The organism is Micromonospora sp. NPDC005324 (assembly GCF_040607155.1).
Classification (GTDB): domain Bacteria; phylum Actinomycetota; class Actinomycetes; order Mycobacteriales; family Micromonosporaceae; genus Micromonospora; species Micromonospora trifolii.
In genome coordinates, this window is the sequence record NZ_JBEXGE010000031.1 from 45,444 (window position 1) to 60,337 (window position 14,894).

At 71.6% G+C, this 14,894-nt stretch carries 14 protein-coding genes; 8 read left to right on the forward strand and 6 right to left on the reverse strand.

Annotated elements, in window-relative coordinates:
* Positions 1–5: 5 nt before the first annotated feature.
* From ABZS40_RS26910 to ABZS40_RS26925, 4 genes are all read right to left on the reverse strand, one after another.
* Entirely contained in the window at positions 6–2,057 is a 2,052-nt protein-coding gene (locus ABZS40_RS26910; RefSeq protein WP_354946284.1) for a glycogen debranching N-terminal domain-containing protein, read from the reverse strand.
* A 3-nt stretch (positions 2,058–2,060) separates the two neighbouring features.
* On the reverse strand, positions 2,061–2,423 hold the full coding sequence (locus tag ABZS40_RS26915) for an SCP2 sterol-binding domain-containing protein (RefSeq protein WP_354946285.1): 363 nt from the start codon (positions 2,421–2,423) through the stop codon (positions 2,061–2,063).
* A 79-nt stretch (positions 2,424–2,502) separates the two neighbouring features.
* Complete coding sequence (locus ABZS40_RS26920; protein WP_354946286.1) at positions 2,503–3,711, reverse strand: sialidase family protein; 1,209 nt, start codon at positions 3,709–3,711, stop codon at positions 2,503–2,505.
* A complete protein-coding gene (locus ABZS40_RS26925) occupies positions 3,698–4,210 on the reverse strand; it encodes a sigma-70 family RNA polymerase sigma factor (protein ID WP_354946287.1) in 513 nt (170 codons plus the stop codon). The genes ABZS40_RS26920 and ABZS40_RS26925 overlap by 14 nt, the downstream gene beginning before the upstream one ends.
* Before the next feature lie 204 nt (positions 4,211–4,414).
* Between ABZS40_RS26925 and ABZS40_RS26930 the strand changes: the two genes are divergently transcribed.
* From ABZS40_RS26930 to ABZS40_RS26945, 4 genes are all read left to right on the forward strand, one after another.
* Complete coding sequence (locus ABZS40_RS26930; protein ID WP_354946288.1) at positions 4,415–5,365, forward strand: SRPBCC family protein; 951 nt, start codon at positions 4,415–4,417, stop codon at positions 5,363–5,365.
* Positions 5,366–5,394: 29 nt separating this feature from the next.
* Positions 5,395–6,567 (forward strand): zinc-dependent alcohol dehydrogenase, encoded by a 1,173-nt coding sequence (locus ABZS40_RS26935; protein ID WP_354946289.1) that lies wholly within the window; start codon positions 5,395–5,397, stop codon positions 6,565–6,567.
* 266 nt (positions 6,568–6,833) lie between these two features.
* Complete coding sequence (locus tag ABZS40_RS26940) at positions 6,834–7,472, forward strand: GNAT family protein (RefSeq protein ID WP_354946290.1); 639 nt, start codon at positions 6,834–6,836, stop codon at positions 7,470–7,472.
* A gap of 237 nt (positions 7,473–7,709) precedes the next feature.
* The gene (locus tag ABZS40_RS26945) at positions 7,710–8,096 is read left to right on the forward strand and encodes a DUF2267 domain-containing protein (RefSeq protein ID WP_328654578.1); all 387 of its coding nucleotides are present in this window, start codon (positions 7,710–7,712) and stop codon (positions 8,094–8,096) included.
* A 30-nt stretch (positions 8,097–8,126) separates the two neighbouring features.
* On the opposite strand, the gene ABZS40_RS26950 is transcribed toward ABZS40_RS26945, so the two are convergent.
* A complete protein-coding gene (locus ABZS40_RS26950; protein WP_354946291.1) occupies positions 8,127–9,605 on the reverse strand; it encodes a glutamate--cysteine ligase in 1,479 nt (492 codons plus the stop codon).
* A 153-nt stretch (positions 9,606–9,758) separates the two neighbouring features.
* On the opposite strand from ABZS40_RS26950, the gene ABZS40_RS26955 reads away from it, so the two are divergent.
* Positions 9,759–10,097 (forward strand): DUF3817 domain-containing protein, encoded by a 339-nt coding sequence (locus tag ABZS40_RS26955; protein ID WP_354946321.1) that lies wholly within the window; start codon positions 9,759–9,761, stop codon positions 10,095–10,097.
* Between the two features lie 59 nt (positions 10,098–10,156).
* Here the strand turns inward: ABZS40_RS26955 and ABZS40_RS26960 are convergent, their stop codons facing one another.
* Positions 10,157–10,705 carry a hypothetical protein gene (locus ABZS40_RS26960; RefSeq protein WP_354946322.1) on the reverse strand — a complete coding sequence of 183 codons (549 nt, stop codon included), beginning with the start codon at positions 10,703–10,705 and terminating at the stop codon, positions 10,157–10,159.
* Positions 10,706–10,847: 142 nt separating this feature from the next.
* On the opposite strand from ABZS40_RS26960, the gene ABZS40_RS26965 reads away from it, so the two are divergent.
* From ABZS40_RS26965 to ABZS40_RS26975, 3 genes are read left to right on the forward strand one after another with little or no spacing between them, the layout of a single operon-like run.
* Complete coding sequence (locus ABZS40_RS26965; RefSeq protein WP_354946292.1) at positions 10,848–11,972, forward strand: Vms1/Ankzf1 family peptidyl-tRNA hydrolase; 1,125 nt, start codon at positions 10,848–10,850, stop codon at positions 11,970–11,972.
* Complete coding sequence (locus tag ABZS40_RS26970; protein ID WP_354946293.1) at positions 11,965–13,719, forward strand: thiamine pyrophosphate-binding protein; 1,755 nt, start codon at positions 11,965–11,967, stop codon at positions 13,717–13,719. The genes ABZS40_RS26965 and ABZS40_RS26970 overlap by 8 nt, the downstream gene beginning before the upstream one ends.
* 49 nt (positions 13,720–13,768) lie before the next feature.
* Positions 13,769–14,857, forward strand: a complete 1,089-nt coding sequence (locus ABZS40_RS26975) for an iron-containing redox enzyme family protein (RefSeq protein WP_354946294.1) — start codon at positions 13,769–13,771, stop codon at positions 14,855–14,857.
* Positions 14,858–14,894 lie beyond the last annotated feature (37 nt).

A 14,894-nucleotide genomic window follows, 5' to 3' on the forward strand; every position in this document is an offset into this window, starting at 1 on the left:
TCTCGCTAGTGCTGGTCGGAGCGTTGCCGGGCGAACGCGTCGCGCATGCCCCAACGGCCGGGGATGTCCAGGAGAGCGATCCGCCCGAAGGTGGCGGGCAGCGCGGGGTCCACGGTCAGGTGGTCATCGTGCGGGTTGATGCCGAGCATGGTGCGGATCAGCAGCATGGTGGCGCCGCTGGACCACGCCTGTGGACTGCCGGCGGTCGGGTACCGGATCGGGAACCGGGTGGTTTCGCGGTCGAACCCGCCGAACGCCTCGGGTAGCCGACCCTCGAAGTAGGTGGCGGCGGAGAGGATGCCCTCGGCGATGCGGGCCGCCTCGTTGCTGAACCCGTAGCGGCGCAGACCCCAGGCGATGAACGAGTTGTCGAACGGCCAGACCGTGCCGTTGTGGTAGCCGAGCGGGTTGTAGCGGCGCTGCCCCTCGGCGAACGTCCGCACCCCCCAACCGGAGAACAACGCCGGACCCATCAGGTGCTCGACCACCCGGGGAGCCCGCTCCGGTGGCACGATGCCGCTCCACAGCAGGTGCCCGATGTTGGAGGACAGGCTGTCCACGGGAGTGCCGTCGTGGTCGAGCGCGAGGGCGTAGAAGCCGCGGTCCTCCAGCCAGAAGTCCCGGTTGAACCGGTCGTACAGGGCCGCCGCCTCGCTCTCCAGGCGATCGGCGAAGGCAGGATCACCCCACACGGTACGGGCCAGGCGTGCTCCTCGGATCTTCGCGTCGTAGGCGTACCCCTGGGTTTCGCAGGTGGCCCTCGGGAAGCCCGGCAGCCGGCCGTCGGCGTAGGAGATGCTGTCCCAGGAGTCCTTCCAGCACTGGTTGTCCAGCCCGGTGGCGCGGTTGCGTCGCTGGTACCAGACGTAGCCGGTGGAGGTCAGGTCCGCGTACCTGTCGATCCAGGTCAGGGCCGCGCGGGCCTCCTGCTCCAACTCCATGACCAGCGCGGTGTCGCCGCTCCACCGCTCGTACTCGTCGAGCAGCACCACGAACAGCGGTGAGGCGTCCACAGTGCCGTAGTAGGGGGAGTGCGGCTGCTCCTCGAACGCTGCCGACTCCCCGTAGCGCAGTTCGTGCAGGATCCGGCCCGGGTCCTCCTCCAGCACGTCGTCGGTCCGGGCGCCCTGCAACGACGCGAGGATCCGCAGCGTCGGTGGGGTCAGCGACGGGGTGATCGGCAGGGTCTGTAGGCAGGTCAACAGGCTGTCGCGGCCGAACAGGGTCATGAACCAGGGCAACCCGGCCGCGGGCACGCTCGCGCCGCCGAGCGAGAGCGGCGCGAAGCGCAGCGCCGCCAGGTCCACCAGGCTGCGGTGGTAGACCTGCTGGAGGCCGACGCTGTCGGTGTCCAGGGTCGGGGCCGCCGCGACCCACGCCTGCACGCTCGTGGGCAGGGTGGACTCGTCCGGCCGTTGGGCGCGTAGGGCGGCGCGCAGGTCGACGCCGTCCGGACGCAACGCCAGCATGGCGGCCTGCAACCGGGTCGACCACTGCTGCCCGGGGCGCAGCCGGACCGCGAACCGGAGGCCCCCCGGGTCGAACTCCGCGGGCTCACTCGCCGACACGACGACCTCACGTCGGTAGGTGCCGCGCCGGTAGCCCAGCCGTAACTCGTTCGGGCCGACACGCGTGTAGTGCTCGCCGGTCTTGTCGCCGATGTCGAACTTGATCTCGAAGATGTCGGCGAAGTCGGCGGCCACCTCCAGACGTACGTCGAGTGTCATGTCCTGCTCGCCATAGTTGAAGATCGTCAGCGACTCGGTGAGATCCGGACCGATGCGCCGACGCCGAATGGCCGACACGTCGGCCTCCACGTAGTCCACCGCGGCGCCCGGCACCACGAAGAACGTGACCTCGAAGTACTGGCTGTCGTCCACCGACAGGGCTGTCATGCACTCGCCGTTGACGGTGAGTCTCCAGCGGGACAGGAAGCGCGTGTCGGCGGCGAAGAGGCCGACCGGGGTGCTCGGGGAGGACTCCACGTCGCCGCTGGCGTCGGACACCATGAAGGTGTTCCCGTCGATGCATGCCGCAGTGCCCGCTATGTCCCTCATCGGTCACGTCCCACTGTCGGGGTCGTCGCGCTGAAGCCTTCCGGGCTCTTGCGGGAACAGCCGCCCGATGCGCAACGCCAGGGCGAGGTCACCATCCACCATGATCTCGCCCCGGGTGATCGCCGCCAGCCCGTTCACCTCGCCCCGCGCCATCGCCTCCGCGACCTGCGCGGACACCTGGATGACGGTGGTGGCGGGGCCACCGCTTCGGGTCACCCGCATCCGACCATGATCGATGTCCAGCAGCCACTGCTCCAGGTGGCCGTCGTCGCGGATGTCGAATCGCACGCTGCCACAGACCTTGCTGAACCGCGGATCCTGGCCGGCGACCGTCAACCGCTCGAAGAAGGCGCTGGTCGCCGACATCCCACCTCCTCGGGCGCTGGTAAGAGCGGATGCCGGCTACCCGGTGCCGCGCACTCCTAACGCCGGGCGGCGCCCTTGTTCACTGTGCGAGCGAGAAGCGGGTCCAGGTGGTCGCGTCCGTGGTGACGAGGACGTGGTCCGGCTCGCCCGTCGACCCGTCGTCACGCCCGAAGATCCAGGCGTAGCCGGGAGCGACACTGACCGCACCGACGAGCCGGCCGTACTCCCGGGCGACGGTGAAGTGCTCTCCGTCGTCCCGGCTGACCAGCAGCCGCGCACGGCGGTCGTCGTCGGTGCCCTCGCCGGGCGTGATCGCCAGCAGGGACCCGTCGGACCCCACAGTGAGGTCGTAGTGGAGCTGATCCGACAGCTCGGCGCCGGTGTCCGTCCAGGTCTTCGCGCCGTCAGTGGTCCGCAGCAGCCGCGCCCCGCCACCCGCCGTGGTCGGTTCGGTCAGCACGTACCCTTCCTGGTCGTCGATCCCGACCGCCGAGATCACATCCCCGCCGTCGGCCACCTCCCAGGTGGTCCAGGTGGCGCCTCGGTCGGCGCTGCGGGCGACTGTCGAGCCCTGGGCGCTTGCCATCCGGTACGTGGCCCAGATGCTGCCGTCCGCTGCCGGGTAGAGGCTGTACAGCGCACGCCACGAGGGCGCCGTGGCGGTGAGTCGGTACACAGTTCCGCTCGACGGGTCCACCGCCAGCGGCTCCAACACCGGCCGACAGCCGAACCCGCAGAGGACCGGTCGGGCCGTCGCCGGGAACGTGGGTACGGCGACGATCGCGGACGCCGCGTCCCGCCAGGTGCGGCCGTAGTCGGTGGAGATTTTCGCCGTCCCCGAGTCGGTGACCAGGTAGGACCGCTCACCGAGTACGAAGAAGTCAGTGCCGCTGCCCGGCGTCCCGGCGGCGATGCCGGCCGCACATCGGGTGCCCTCGAAGCGCGCCGCGTCCCAGTCCGACCAGCTGCGGCCGCCGTCGCCGGTGTAGGCGAAGCGCACGACGCATCCGTCCTGCCGTACGTCGACCCCGGAATCCGGCCCGGTCAGCGTGAACTGGCTGAACTGCGCACCCGACGGCGTCGGCGGGTCGGCCGGCGCGGCCCGGTCCGGCTCGACCACGAGCGGTACGACCGCCAGCCCGGCCAGTGCGACCAGTGCGGTCGTCACCGTCGCGACCGACCGGCGCCGACGGGAGCGGGCGGTGGTGCGCAGCTCGTCCAGGGGCGGCTGCGCGACGGCCTCGGTGACGGTGTCAACGTCGAAGCCGGAGAACTCACGAACGGACATCGATCCTCCCGGTTTCCGTAGCGTCGGTGTCGGCGAGCAACGCCGCCAGAGCGACCCGGCCCCGCGACAACCGGGACTTCACCGTCCCGGACGACACGCCCAGCGTCGCGGCGACCTCGTCCACCGGCAGGTCGACGAGGTAGTGCAGGGCCAGCGCGTGTCGCTGCCCCTCCGGCAGGGCGCGCAGCGCCGCGAGCAGGGCGAGGTGCTCCGGGGAGTGGTCGGCGACGGCCGGCGGTGGACCGATGCGGCGCAGCAGCCCGTCGAGCATCCGACGGCGGCGGAACCGGCTGCGGGCCCAGTTCACAGCGACCCGACGCAACCAGGCCTCCGGGTTCTCCAGCCCGGCGAACCGCCCCGGCGTCATCAGCGCCCGGGTGAACGCCTCCTGGACCGCTTCCTGCGCCTCGGTCAGGTCGCCGGTCACCGCGTACAGCTGGACGACCAGGCGTCGGAAACAGCCGGCGTAGAGCTCGGAGATCAGATCGCCGTCGGACACCGTCACCCCCCTTCTCCACCATTCCCACCAACGGGCCGCGGAGAAGGTTCCGGGTTCCGGCCAGAATCCGGGTCAGCCGACCGGCCACACCGACCGCATCGGACGTTCTGCCCCGAACCCGCCGCATGCGGCACCGGCACGACATAGCGTCACGGGTGCCCCCGCCGGCGGACCGGCGGCGATGCCCACCGGAAGGAACCGGACATGAGTCGTGTCGACACTGTGCTCCTGCCGGAGCTGGACGGGCCGGTGCCGGCGACGCTGCCGAGCGCGCTCGGCCTGCTGAGCCTGGCCCTGGGAGTGGGCGCGCTGGTCGCGCCCGGACCTCTCGCGCGACTGACGGGGGTGGACGACTCCCCGGTCGCGCGGTCCGTGCTTCCGGCCATCGGCCTGCGCGAGCTGGGCAGCGCCGCCGGCCTGCTCAGCGGCCGCCGCCCGGCTGGCTGGGCCTGGAGTCGGGTGGCCGGCGACGCCATGGACCTCGCCCTGCTCGGGCGGGCCCTCGCCGACCGCGGCGGGAAACGCCGCCAGCGGGTCGCGCTGACCACCCTCGCCATCGCCGGCATCACCGCCGTCGACGTGCTCGCCGCCGTGCGCGTCGGTCGGGATCAACGGGCCCGCGCCCGGGTGATCCGGATGCAGATCGCGGTGACGGTGAACCGGTCGCCCGCCGAGGCGTACCGGTTCTGGCGGGACATGGAGAACCTGCCCCGGTTCATGGCGCACCTGGAGTCCGTCCGCGCCGACGACCTGCGCCGTTCGCACTGGATCGCCCGTGGTCCGGCCGGACACCGCGTCGAGTGGGACGCCGAGATCATCGACGACCAGCCGAACACGTCGATCACCTGGCGGTCGCTGCCGGGGACCCGGGTGCCCAACGCCGGGCGGGTCCGGTTCGTGCCCGCACCCGGCGACCGGGGCACCGAGGTACGGGTGGAGCTGCGCTACGCCCCGCCGGCCGGCGCGCTCGGGCGAGTGGTGGCGAAGCTCTTCGGGGAGGAACCCGAGCAGCAGGTCCGTGACGACCTGCGCCGGTTCAAGCAGGTCCTGGAGACCGGCGAGGTCGTCCGCTCCGAGGGCAGCCCCAACGGCATCTCCGTACGCCAACAGGCCATGCAGCGACCCGCCCAGCCGCTGCCGGCGTCCCGTCGCTGACCGCCCGAGCTTTACGAAAGGGACCGCTGATGAAGGCCACCGCCTGGATGGGCACCGACAGCGTCAAGGTCATCGACGTACCCGACCCGAAGATCCTGAATGCCCGGGACGCGATCGTCCGGATCAGCACCACAGCGATCTGCGGCTCGGACCTGCATCTCTACCACGGCTACATCCCCGCGATGCGCAAGGGCGACATCCTCGGCCACGAGTTCATGGGCGAGGTGGTCGAGGTCGGCCCGCAGGTGCGCAACCTCAAGCCGGGCGACCGGGTGGTGGTGCCGTTCCCCATCGCCTGCGGGCACTGCTCGTCCTGCCAGCGCGGCCTCTACTCGGTCTGCGAGAACTCCAACCCGAACGCCGGCATCGCCGAGAAGATCATGGGGCACTCGCCGGCCGGCATCTTCGGCTACTCGCACCTGCTCGGCGGGTACGCCGGCGGCCAGGCCGAGTACGCCCGGGTGCCGTTCGCCGACGTCGGCCCGGTCAAGGTGCCCGACGAGATCAGTGACGACCAGGCGGTCATGCTGGCCGACGTGTTCCCGACCGGCTACATGGGCGCCGAGATGTGCGACATCAAACCGGGGCAGGTGATCGCCGTCTGGGGCGCCGGGCCGGTCGGGTTGCTCGCCGCGGCCAGCGCCCGGTTGCTCGGCGCGGAGCGGGTGATCGTCATCGACCGGTTCCCGTACCGGCTGCGGCTGGCCAAGGAGCACATCGACGCCGAGACGATCAACTATGAGGAAGCCGACGTGCTGGACACCCTCAACGAGATGACCGCCGGTCGGGGCCCCGACGCGTGCATCGACGCGGTGGGCCTGGAGGGCCACCACGGCAACGCCGCCATGTACGCCTACGACCGGGCCAAGCAGGTCGCGCGGGTCGAGACTGAGCGGCCGTTCGCCCTGCGGCAGGCGATCCTCGCCTGTCGCTCCGGCGGGGTGGTCTCGGTCGTCGGCGCGTACGGCGGCTTCGTCGACAAGTTCCCGATGGGCGCGTTCATGAACCGCTCGCTGATCATGCGGACCGGTCAGTGCCACGTCCAGCGCTACACCCGACCGCTACTGGAGCGCATCCAGCGCGGCGAGATCGACCCGAGCTTCATCGTCAGCCACCGCATGCCGCTGCGCGACGCCCCGAAGGGTTACAAGATCTTCCAGAAGAAGCAGGACGACTGTACGAAGGTGCTGCTCAAGGTCTGACCGGCGGCCAGGTCTGCCGGCCGGCGGGCTTCGCGCGCTGCCTTTGGAGCTGATGTCGCAAACGATGCGGTCCGGCGGGCTTGGCTGCCTCTGCCGGGGAGCCCGGCGGCTTGGCCGGGGTGGGCCGGGGGTGATGTCGTCAACGATTCAGCTCCAAAGGAGCCGACCAGAACCTCGGCTATCAGTCCCTCTGCGTGCGCACGGCGCCGTACCCGGCCTTGGCTCGGCGCGAGTTGGCGTGACGCCATGGAACTGGTGACATGTCGATGTCTGTCTCGGTTGATCTCACTGCCCGGCTACGGCCGGTTGCCGAGCCCGACCTGGTGATGTTGCGGCGGTTCTGCACCGAGCCGGGCCTGATCGGGCTGGACTGGGCCGGCTTCCGGGACGCCGGCGCGCCGGCGCGGCGGTTCGCCGTCGACGGCTACCTCGGCGGGGACGACGGACGGCTCGTCGTCGAGGTCGAGCAGGAGCAGGCCGCCGCCGGCATCGTCAGCTACACCGCTGGGCGTTACGCCGGACGGGCGTCGTACTGGGAGATCGGCATTGTCCTGCTGCCGCAGTGGCGGGGGAGGGGCGTCGGCTGGCGCGCGCAGGCGTTGCTCTGCGACTACCTCTTTCAGCACAGCCCGGCCCAGCGCATCCAGGCCGGTACGCACCCGGAGAACGTCGCCGAGCAACGGGCGCTGGAGAAGGCCGGTTTCCAGCTGTACAGCCGGTTGCTGTCCCCCGCGCCGAGCGAGGTGGAGATCAGCGTCAGGCAGCCGCCGAGCAGGGGCCCCGTTGCGCGCCCCGGCACCACCACTGAGGCGGCTGTCTCGGCCGGGTCCCGGGAGATGGTGACGGGCGCGGTGGTCATCACCGCCCTGCGGAGCGCCTCGGCCGACTCGGGGCCGGTGCCGTAAGGGTCTGTTTTAGAAGTGGCCACCGGCGTCCCGTCTACAAGGGACGACGCACGGCGCGACCTGGCTCAGCTGGCGACCCGAGTGACGTGACTGGCATGTTTGCGAGGCCCCGCCCGCCGATGGCGGGGAGTCCGAATCCGCGAGTGACCCCGTTTGTGGTCAGGGAGCCCGGGAACTCACCCCGTTCGTCCGCAGGCAGGCCCTCACGGCATGCCGACGAGACCGAAGGAGCGGGGCATGGAGTACGAGCAGATGATCGCCACGGTACGGCAGCGCGCGGGCCTCGGTGAGAACGAAGCCGTGCGGTCCATACAGGCCGTCCTGTCGGTGCTCGGCGAACGGCTCGCCGGACAGGAGGCGGACAACCTGGCGGCACAGCTACCGGATCGGCTGGACGCCTCGGTCACCCGTAATCCGCAGGGCCGCCGGTGGGACATTGGCGAGTTCCTGAAGCACGTCGGCGACCGCGAACAGGTCGCGAACGCGGACCAGGTGCGTCAACACGCCCAGGCGGTGCTGCGTACCGTCGCCGAGGCGCTGAATGACGACGAGCGACACGACCTGCTCGCCCAGCTTCCCGGCGGCATCATCGACCTCTTCGGTGTCCCCACCCCGCGAGGCTGAGCCCCGCGCCGATCGGGTCACCCGGGGCGCTCACGGGATCGGCCACTCGTGCACCGGCCGGTTGCTGTGCATCAGGTCGACGTAGTGCCGGACCACCTCGCGCAGCGCCTCCGGCCGGTCCAGGTGGTCGGCCGACTCCAACCGGTGCAGCGTCTCCACCTGCCAGGTCGCGCCGTTGCGGCTGGTCAGGCAGCGCTGCTCGATGATGCCGAGCAACCGGTCCCGTTCGGTGGGGTCGAGCCCCCACCGGTCCAGGCCGTGATGCGCCATCGGCAGCAACCGGCGCAACACCAGCTCGGTGACGGGCAGGTAGCCCAGACCGGGCCAGAAGACCTGCGCGTCGATGCCGTGCCGGGCGCAGCTGGTGAAGTTCTCCTCGGCGGCGCTGAACGACATCTGCGACCACAGTGGCCGGTCCGACTCGGCGAGGGCGCGCACCAACCCGAAGTAGAAGGCGCCGTTGGCGATGGTGTCCAACACTGTCGGACCGGCCGGCAGCACCCGATTCTCCACCCGCAGGTGCGGGCGGCCCCGCGACACGTCGTACACCGGGCGGTTCCACCGGTAGACGGTGCCGTTGTGCAGGCGCAACTCGGCCAGATTGGGCACCTCGCCGGCCGCGAGGGCCTGCGCCGGGTCCTCCGGATCGCAGACCGGCAGCAACGCCGGGAAGTAGCGCACGTTCTCCTCGAACAGGTCGAACACGCTGGTGATCCAGCGTTCGCCGAACCAGACCCGGGGGCGTACCCCCTGGGCTTTGATCTCTTCCGACCGGGTGTCGGTGGCCTGCTGGAACAGCGGGATGCGGGTCTCGCGCCACAGCTCCCGGCCGAAGAACAGCGGCGAGTTCGCGCCGACCGCGACCTGGATGCCGGCCACCGTCTGGGCGGCGTTCCAGTAGTCGGCGAACTGGGCCGGGCTGACCTGGAGGTGGAACTGGGTGCTGGTGCAGGCCGCCTCCGGGGTGATCGTGTCGGCGGTGACCGCCAACCGTTCCACCCCGCTGATGGTGATCGGCAGATCCTCACCGCGGGCCGCGAAGATCTGTTCGTTGAGCAGCTTGTAGCGGGGGTTGGCCGACAGCGTCTCGGCGGTCAGGTGCTCGGGGCGCAGCGTCGGCAGGATGCCGATCATCACCATGTGTGCGCCGATCGCCCGGGCCTTCACCTCGGCGGCGTTGAGGCTGGCCCGCACGTACTCCTCGAAGTCGGCAGTGCCGGTGCCGGTCAGCCGGCGCGGCGGCACGTTGATCTCGACGTTGAACTGGCCCAGCTCGGTCTGGAAGCTCTCATCGGCGATGGCCGCCAGCACGTCCGCGTTGCGCATCGCCGGATTCGACGCCTCGTCGACCAGGTTCAGCTCGATCTCCACGCCGGTCATCGGCCGGTCGAGGTCGAAGCGCGACTCGCGCAGCATCTCGGCGAAGACATCTAGGCAGCGGCGGACCTTGTCGCGATAGCGGGCGCGATCCTCTCGACTGAAGGTTCGTACACCGACGTCCTCGCCCATGGTCACCACCCCGTCACCGCTGGTCCCCCTAACCTCGCACGTGATCGGCGGGCGGGGGAAGACCCGAGGACCCTTTCCTACCCACCTGCCCGCCCTGTTAGCCCAGCCGGAGCAGACCGATAGCATGACGGTCCGAGAGGTGGTGGCGTGCGGATGCGCGAGAAGGTGACCCGGCTGTTCGTCGCGGCGGCGATCGCCGAGGCCTGCTCCTGGCTGGCCCTGCTGGTCGGCATGCTGGTCAAGTACGGTCCGCCGGACAACGAGCTGGGCGTCAAGATCTTCGGGCCGATCCACGGCGGCCTGTTCGTCGCGTACGTCCTGCTGGTGCTGGCCGTGGCCCGGCTGCACCGGTGGAGCCTGCTGGCCACAGCGGTGGCCCTGGCCAGCGCTGTGCCGCCGTTCGCGACCCTGGCCTTCGAGCGCTGGGCCCGCCGCCGGGGCATGCTCGGCGTCGACCGGCAACCGGCCCGCGAGCCCGTCCCGGTCGGCTGAGCCGCCAACCTGCCAGCGCACCCACCTCGCCGAGCTGAGCCGCCGGGCCGTCGGACCGGTCAGGTCAGCGCGGAGCAGGCCGCGATGCCGGCCAGCAGCAGAGTGCCCAGGAACGCCTGCAACAGCAGTGGCGGTCCGAGATGCGACCAGAGGGTCGCCGTACGCGGGGTCAGCAACTGCCCGGTGGTGAGGTTGACGATCCGCTCGATCCGGGGCGGCAGCTCCGGGTCGCGTTGCGGGCGCACTGTGAGTTGCACCTGATCTGCCGGGTGCAGGGCGCTCTGCGGAAGGTGACCGTGCAGCTCCACCTCGCAGAGCTGACCGGCGGTGTTGCGTAGCCGCACCGGGGTGACCAGGTATTCCGGGCCCTGCTTCAGCTCCTTCCAGCGCCGGCGGGTGCCGCCCCCGCCGAACGAGAAGAGCGAGCGCAGCAGCAGGGCGGGCAACCGGGCGAAGGCCGCCGCGGCGAGCACCGCCACCAGCACCGGCTGACCGATGCGTACCTCACGGGTGTAGCCGTCGAGCAGGCGGATCAGCCGCCCGGTGACGATTCGTTCCGTCGGGTGCACGATCCGTCGGGTTTCGAGTCCGCTGTCCATCTCCACCACCGAGAGTCCGCTTGTGTTCACAGATCGTATCGACGTCCTCGGTTGAACGACGTGAATGAAACCTGGTCACGGGCTCACGGCCGCGAGGTGACATCCCCGGCGACCCGGGTAAGCGGGGGGCCGAGCTGGAAAGGGGTCGAGCATGCAGCTGTCCTTCCTGCGCCCGCTCTACGACCGTCCCGGGCCGTGGTGCTCGGTGTATCTGGATGCCTCCGCCGACACGGAGGACGCCAAACCCGCGTTGGACCTGCGCTGGCGTGCCCTGGAACGCAGCCTGGCCGAACAGGGGGCGGACGAGGCGAACATCGCCGCGCTGGACCGGGTGGTCCGAGGCCACGATCCGATGGTCGGGGACTACGGCCTGGCGCTCTTCGCCAGTCACGGCCACGTGGTGCTCTCCGAGTACCTGTCCGCGCCGCCACTGCGGGACCTGGCCAACGTCGGCCCGTTGCCGCACGTGATGCCGCTGCTCGCCCAGCGCGGCGAGCAGGTGGCCTGGGTACGTGTGGTCGCCGACCGGCTCGGCGCCGACGCGATGGCGGTCAGCGCCGGCGGGGTGCCCCGGCGAGCGCACGTCGCCGGCCGGGACGAGTACCCGCTGCGGCGGGCGAAGCCCGGCGGCTGGTCCCAGTCGCGCTACCAGCGGGCGGCCATGGAGGCGTGGCACCAGAACGCCGGCGACGTCACAGCGGCGACAGTGCAACTGGCCGACCGGGTCGGCGCGGACGTGGTGGTGGTCGCCGGTGACGTCCGGGCCACCGGGATGATCGCCGCCCAGATGCCGGAGCGCTGGCAGGACCTGGTGGTCCGTACCGATGCCGGGTCGCGGGCCGGCGGCGCCGACCAGACGATGCTGGACGACCTCACCGTGCAGACCATCGCGGAGATCGCCGACCAGCGGATCAGCGACGCGCTGGACAAGTTCGGCGTGCAGGAGGACGTGGGCGGCGGCCTCGACGCTGTCGTCTCGGCCCTGCAACGCAACCAGGTGGACATGATGATCATCGTGGACGACCCGTCGGCCAACGGTGAGTTGTGGATCGGCGCGGAACCCACCGAGATCGCCGTCGACCCGGGGCAGTTGGCCGCCATGTCGGTGGCCGACCCGCAGCGGGTACGCGCCGACGCGGCGCTGGTCCGAGCGCTCGTCGGCACCGACGCGGCACTGACGGTGCTCGGCGCCGACGAGGCGCCCGACCTCACCGACGGCGTCGGCGCGGTGCTGCGCTACGTCGACCCCAGCACACCGGGGCGCGGCAATGGTTGACCGAACGGTCGCGGACGTCGTGGTGGAGCGGCTGCTGGCCTGGCGGGTACCCCGCGCCTTCGGGTACCCGGGCGAGGCGATCGCTCCACTGGTCGACGCGCTGGACCGCACCGGCGGCGAGCCGGCGTTCGTCCCGGCCCGGCACGAGGAGACCGCCTCGTTCATGGCCACCGGGCACGCCAAGTTCACCGGCGGCATCGGGGTCTGCCTCGCCACCCAGGGGCCCAGCGCCGTCCAGCTGCTCAACGGCCTCTACGACGCCAAGCTGGACAGCAAGCCGGTGGTGGCCATCGTCGGGGAGGACATCTCCGGGCCACTCGGCGGAGCGCACCAGGAGATCGGGCTGAGCCGGCTCTTCGGGGACGTGTGCAACCAGTTCGTCCGGTACGGCCGCAGCCCCGATGAGGTGGGGGCGCTGCTGGACCAGGCGTTCCGGACGGCGGCGGCCACCCGCAGCCCGACGTGCGTGGTGCTGCCCCGACAGTTGCAGGAGGCGCTGGTGCCCGACCTGCAGTCGTACGGCGCCGGGGTGATCACGGCGACCCCCGGTGAACCGCTCGCCCGGGTCCTGCCGCACGAGGTGGACCTGGACGCCGCCGCGCAACTGCTCAGCGGCGGCCAGCGGACCGCGATCCTGGTGGGCCAGGGTGGTCGGGACGCGGCCGCCGAGATCATCGAGATTGCCGACCGGCTGGGTGCCGGGGTGGCCACCTCGCTGCTCGGCAAGCCGGTGCTCGACGAGCGGCTGCCGTTCCACACCGGGGTGCTCGGCGAGGTCGGCACCCCGGCGGCGGCCGAGCTGATGGGTGGGTGCGACACGCTGCTGATGGTCGGCACCAACGACCCGTGGACCGACTACTTCCCGATGCCCGAGCAGGCGCGCACGGTGCAGATCGACATCGACGGCCGGCGGATCGGCACCCGGTACCCGGCCGACGTGCCGCTGGTCGGTGATGCCGCCGAGACGCTGCGGGCGCTGCTGAGCCGATTGCGCGGCCGGCCCGAACAGCAGTGGCGCGCCACGGTGGAGAGTTCGGTGGACCGGTGGCGGGAGGTCGCCGCCGAGCGGGCCGCCGCCGCCGCGGACCCGGTCAACCCGCAGCTCGTCCTTCAGGAGTTGTCCGCCCGGATGCCCGGCACCGGCGCGGTCGCCGTCGATGTCGGCTCGGTCCTCTACTGGTACGCCCGGCACCTGACCCTGCCGCCCGGGGTCAACGCGCAGCTGTGCGGCACCCTCGGCTCGATGGGCTGCGCCCTGCCGTACGCGGTGGCGGCCAAGCTCGCCGCCCCCGACCAGCCGGTGGTCGCGCTGGTCGGTGACGGGGCGATGCAGCTCAACGGGCTCGCCGAACTGATCACCGTCTCGCACCTCTGGCAGCAGTGGCGCGACCCGCGGCTGGTGGTGCTGGTGCTCAACAACCGGGACCAGAACGGCATGGGTGGCGGGCGACGACCATCGTCCGACCCGACCCACCGCCGCCCCGACGTGCCGTACGCCGGATGGGCGCGGCTGCTGGGGCTGCACGGGGTGCGGGTGGACCGCCCTGAGCTGGTCGGCGCCGCCTGGGACGAGGCCCTCGCCGCGGACCGCCCCTGCGTACTGGAGGCGGTCGTCGACCCGGCGGTGTCGCTGGCGCCGCCGGAGCCCGCCTTCGCCGACCTGCGCGGCCTGTACGCCGAGGGCGCTCCGGCCCGGAAGGTCCGCGAGCAGGTGCAGGTCACCGCGAACGCCGACGATCTCGTTTAGCCACCCCGGACCAGGGCATCAGTAGCGGCCCGACGACGCTGGAGGTTCCATGTCCGAGCCCGCCGACCGCCGCTACGGTCCCGCGACAGTGCCGACGGCTCGGGGTCGGCTCTCCGCAGCGGTCGTCGAGGCTCTGCGGCGCCCACCGCGCGACCTGCCGGCCGATCTCGGCGTCGACCTCGACCCGGCGGACCCGATCACCGACGAGGACCTTCAGCTGACGCTCTTCCTCTGCTACGAGCTGCACTACCGGGGTTGGCTCGGGGTGGACGAGTCGTGGGAGTGGCAGCCGACACTGCTGGCGCTGCGGGCCCGCTGCGAGCGGGTCTTCGAGGCGGCGCTGCGCCGGCTGGTCGGCGCGCCGTCGGTGCCCGCCGCCGGCGTGGCGGCCGGTTTGGCCGAGCTGGTCGCGGCCGACGACGGGCCGTCGCTGGCCGCGACGCTGCAACGCCGCGCCGACCTCAACCAGTTCCGCGAGTTCGTCGCCCACCGCTCCGTCTACCACCTGCGGGAGGCCGACCCGCACAGCTGGGCGCTGCCCCGCCTCGGTGGCCCGGCCAAGGCCGCGCTCGTGGAGATCCAGACCGACGAGTACGGCAACGGGCGGCTGGACCGGATGCACGCCGAGCTGTTCCGGGGCACCCTCGACCGGTTGGGCCTGGACAGCGGCTACGGCGCCCACATCGACGTGGCGCCGGCGGTGACGTTGGCGACGAACAACCTGATGTCGCTGTTCGGGCTGCACCGACGGCTGCGCGGCGCGCTGCTCGGGCACCTGGCCGCGTTCGAGATGACCTCCTCGCTGCCGAACCGTCGCTACGGCAACGGGCTGCGCCGGCTCGGCTTCGACGGGGTGGCCACCCGTTTCTACGACGAGCACGTCGAGGCCGACGCGGTGCACGAGCAGATCGCCGCGCACGACTTGTGCGGCGGCCTGGTCCGCGCCGAGCCGGCCCTCGCCTCCGACGTCCTCTTCGGCGCGGCGGCCGGGCTCGCGGTGGACCGGCTGTTCGCCGCGCACCTGCTGGACAGCTGGGCAGCCGGCCGCAGTTCGCTGCGGACACCCGCCCCACCGGCCCTGCCGCCGAAGGTCTCGCTTGTCGCGTCGCCCGAGGTGGCCCCACCCGCGCTCGTCTGATCCGAGGGGCGAGGCGCATCCGGGACGCGACGTGGGG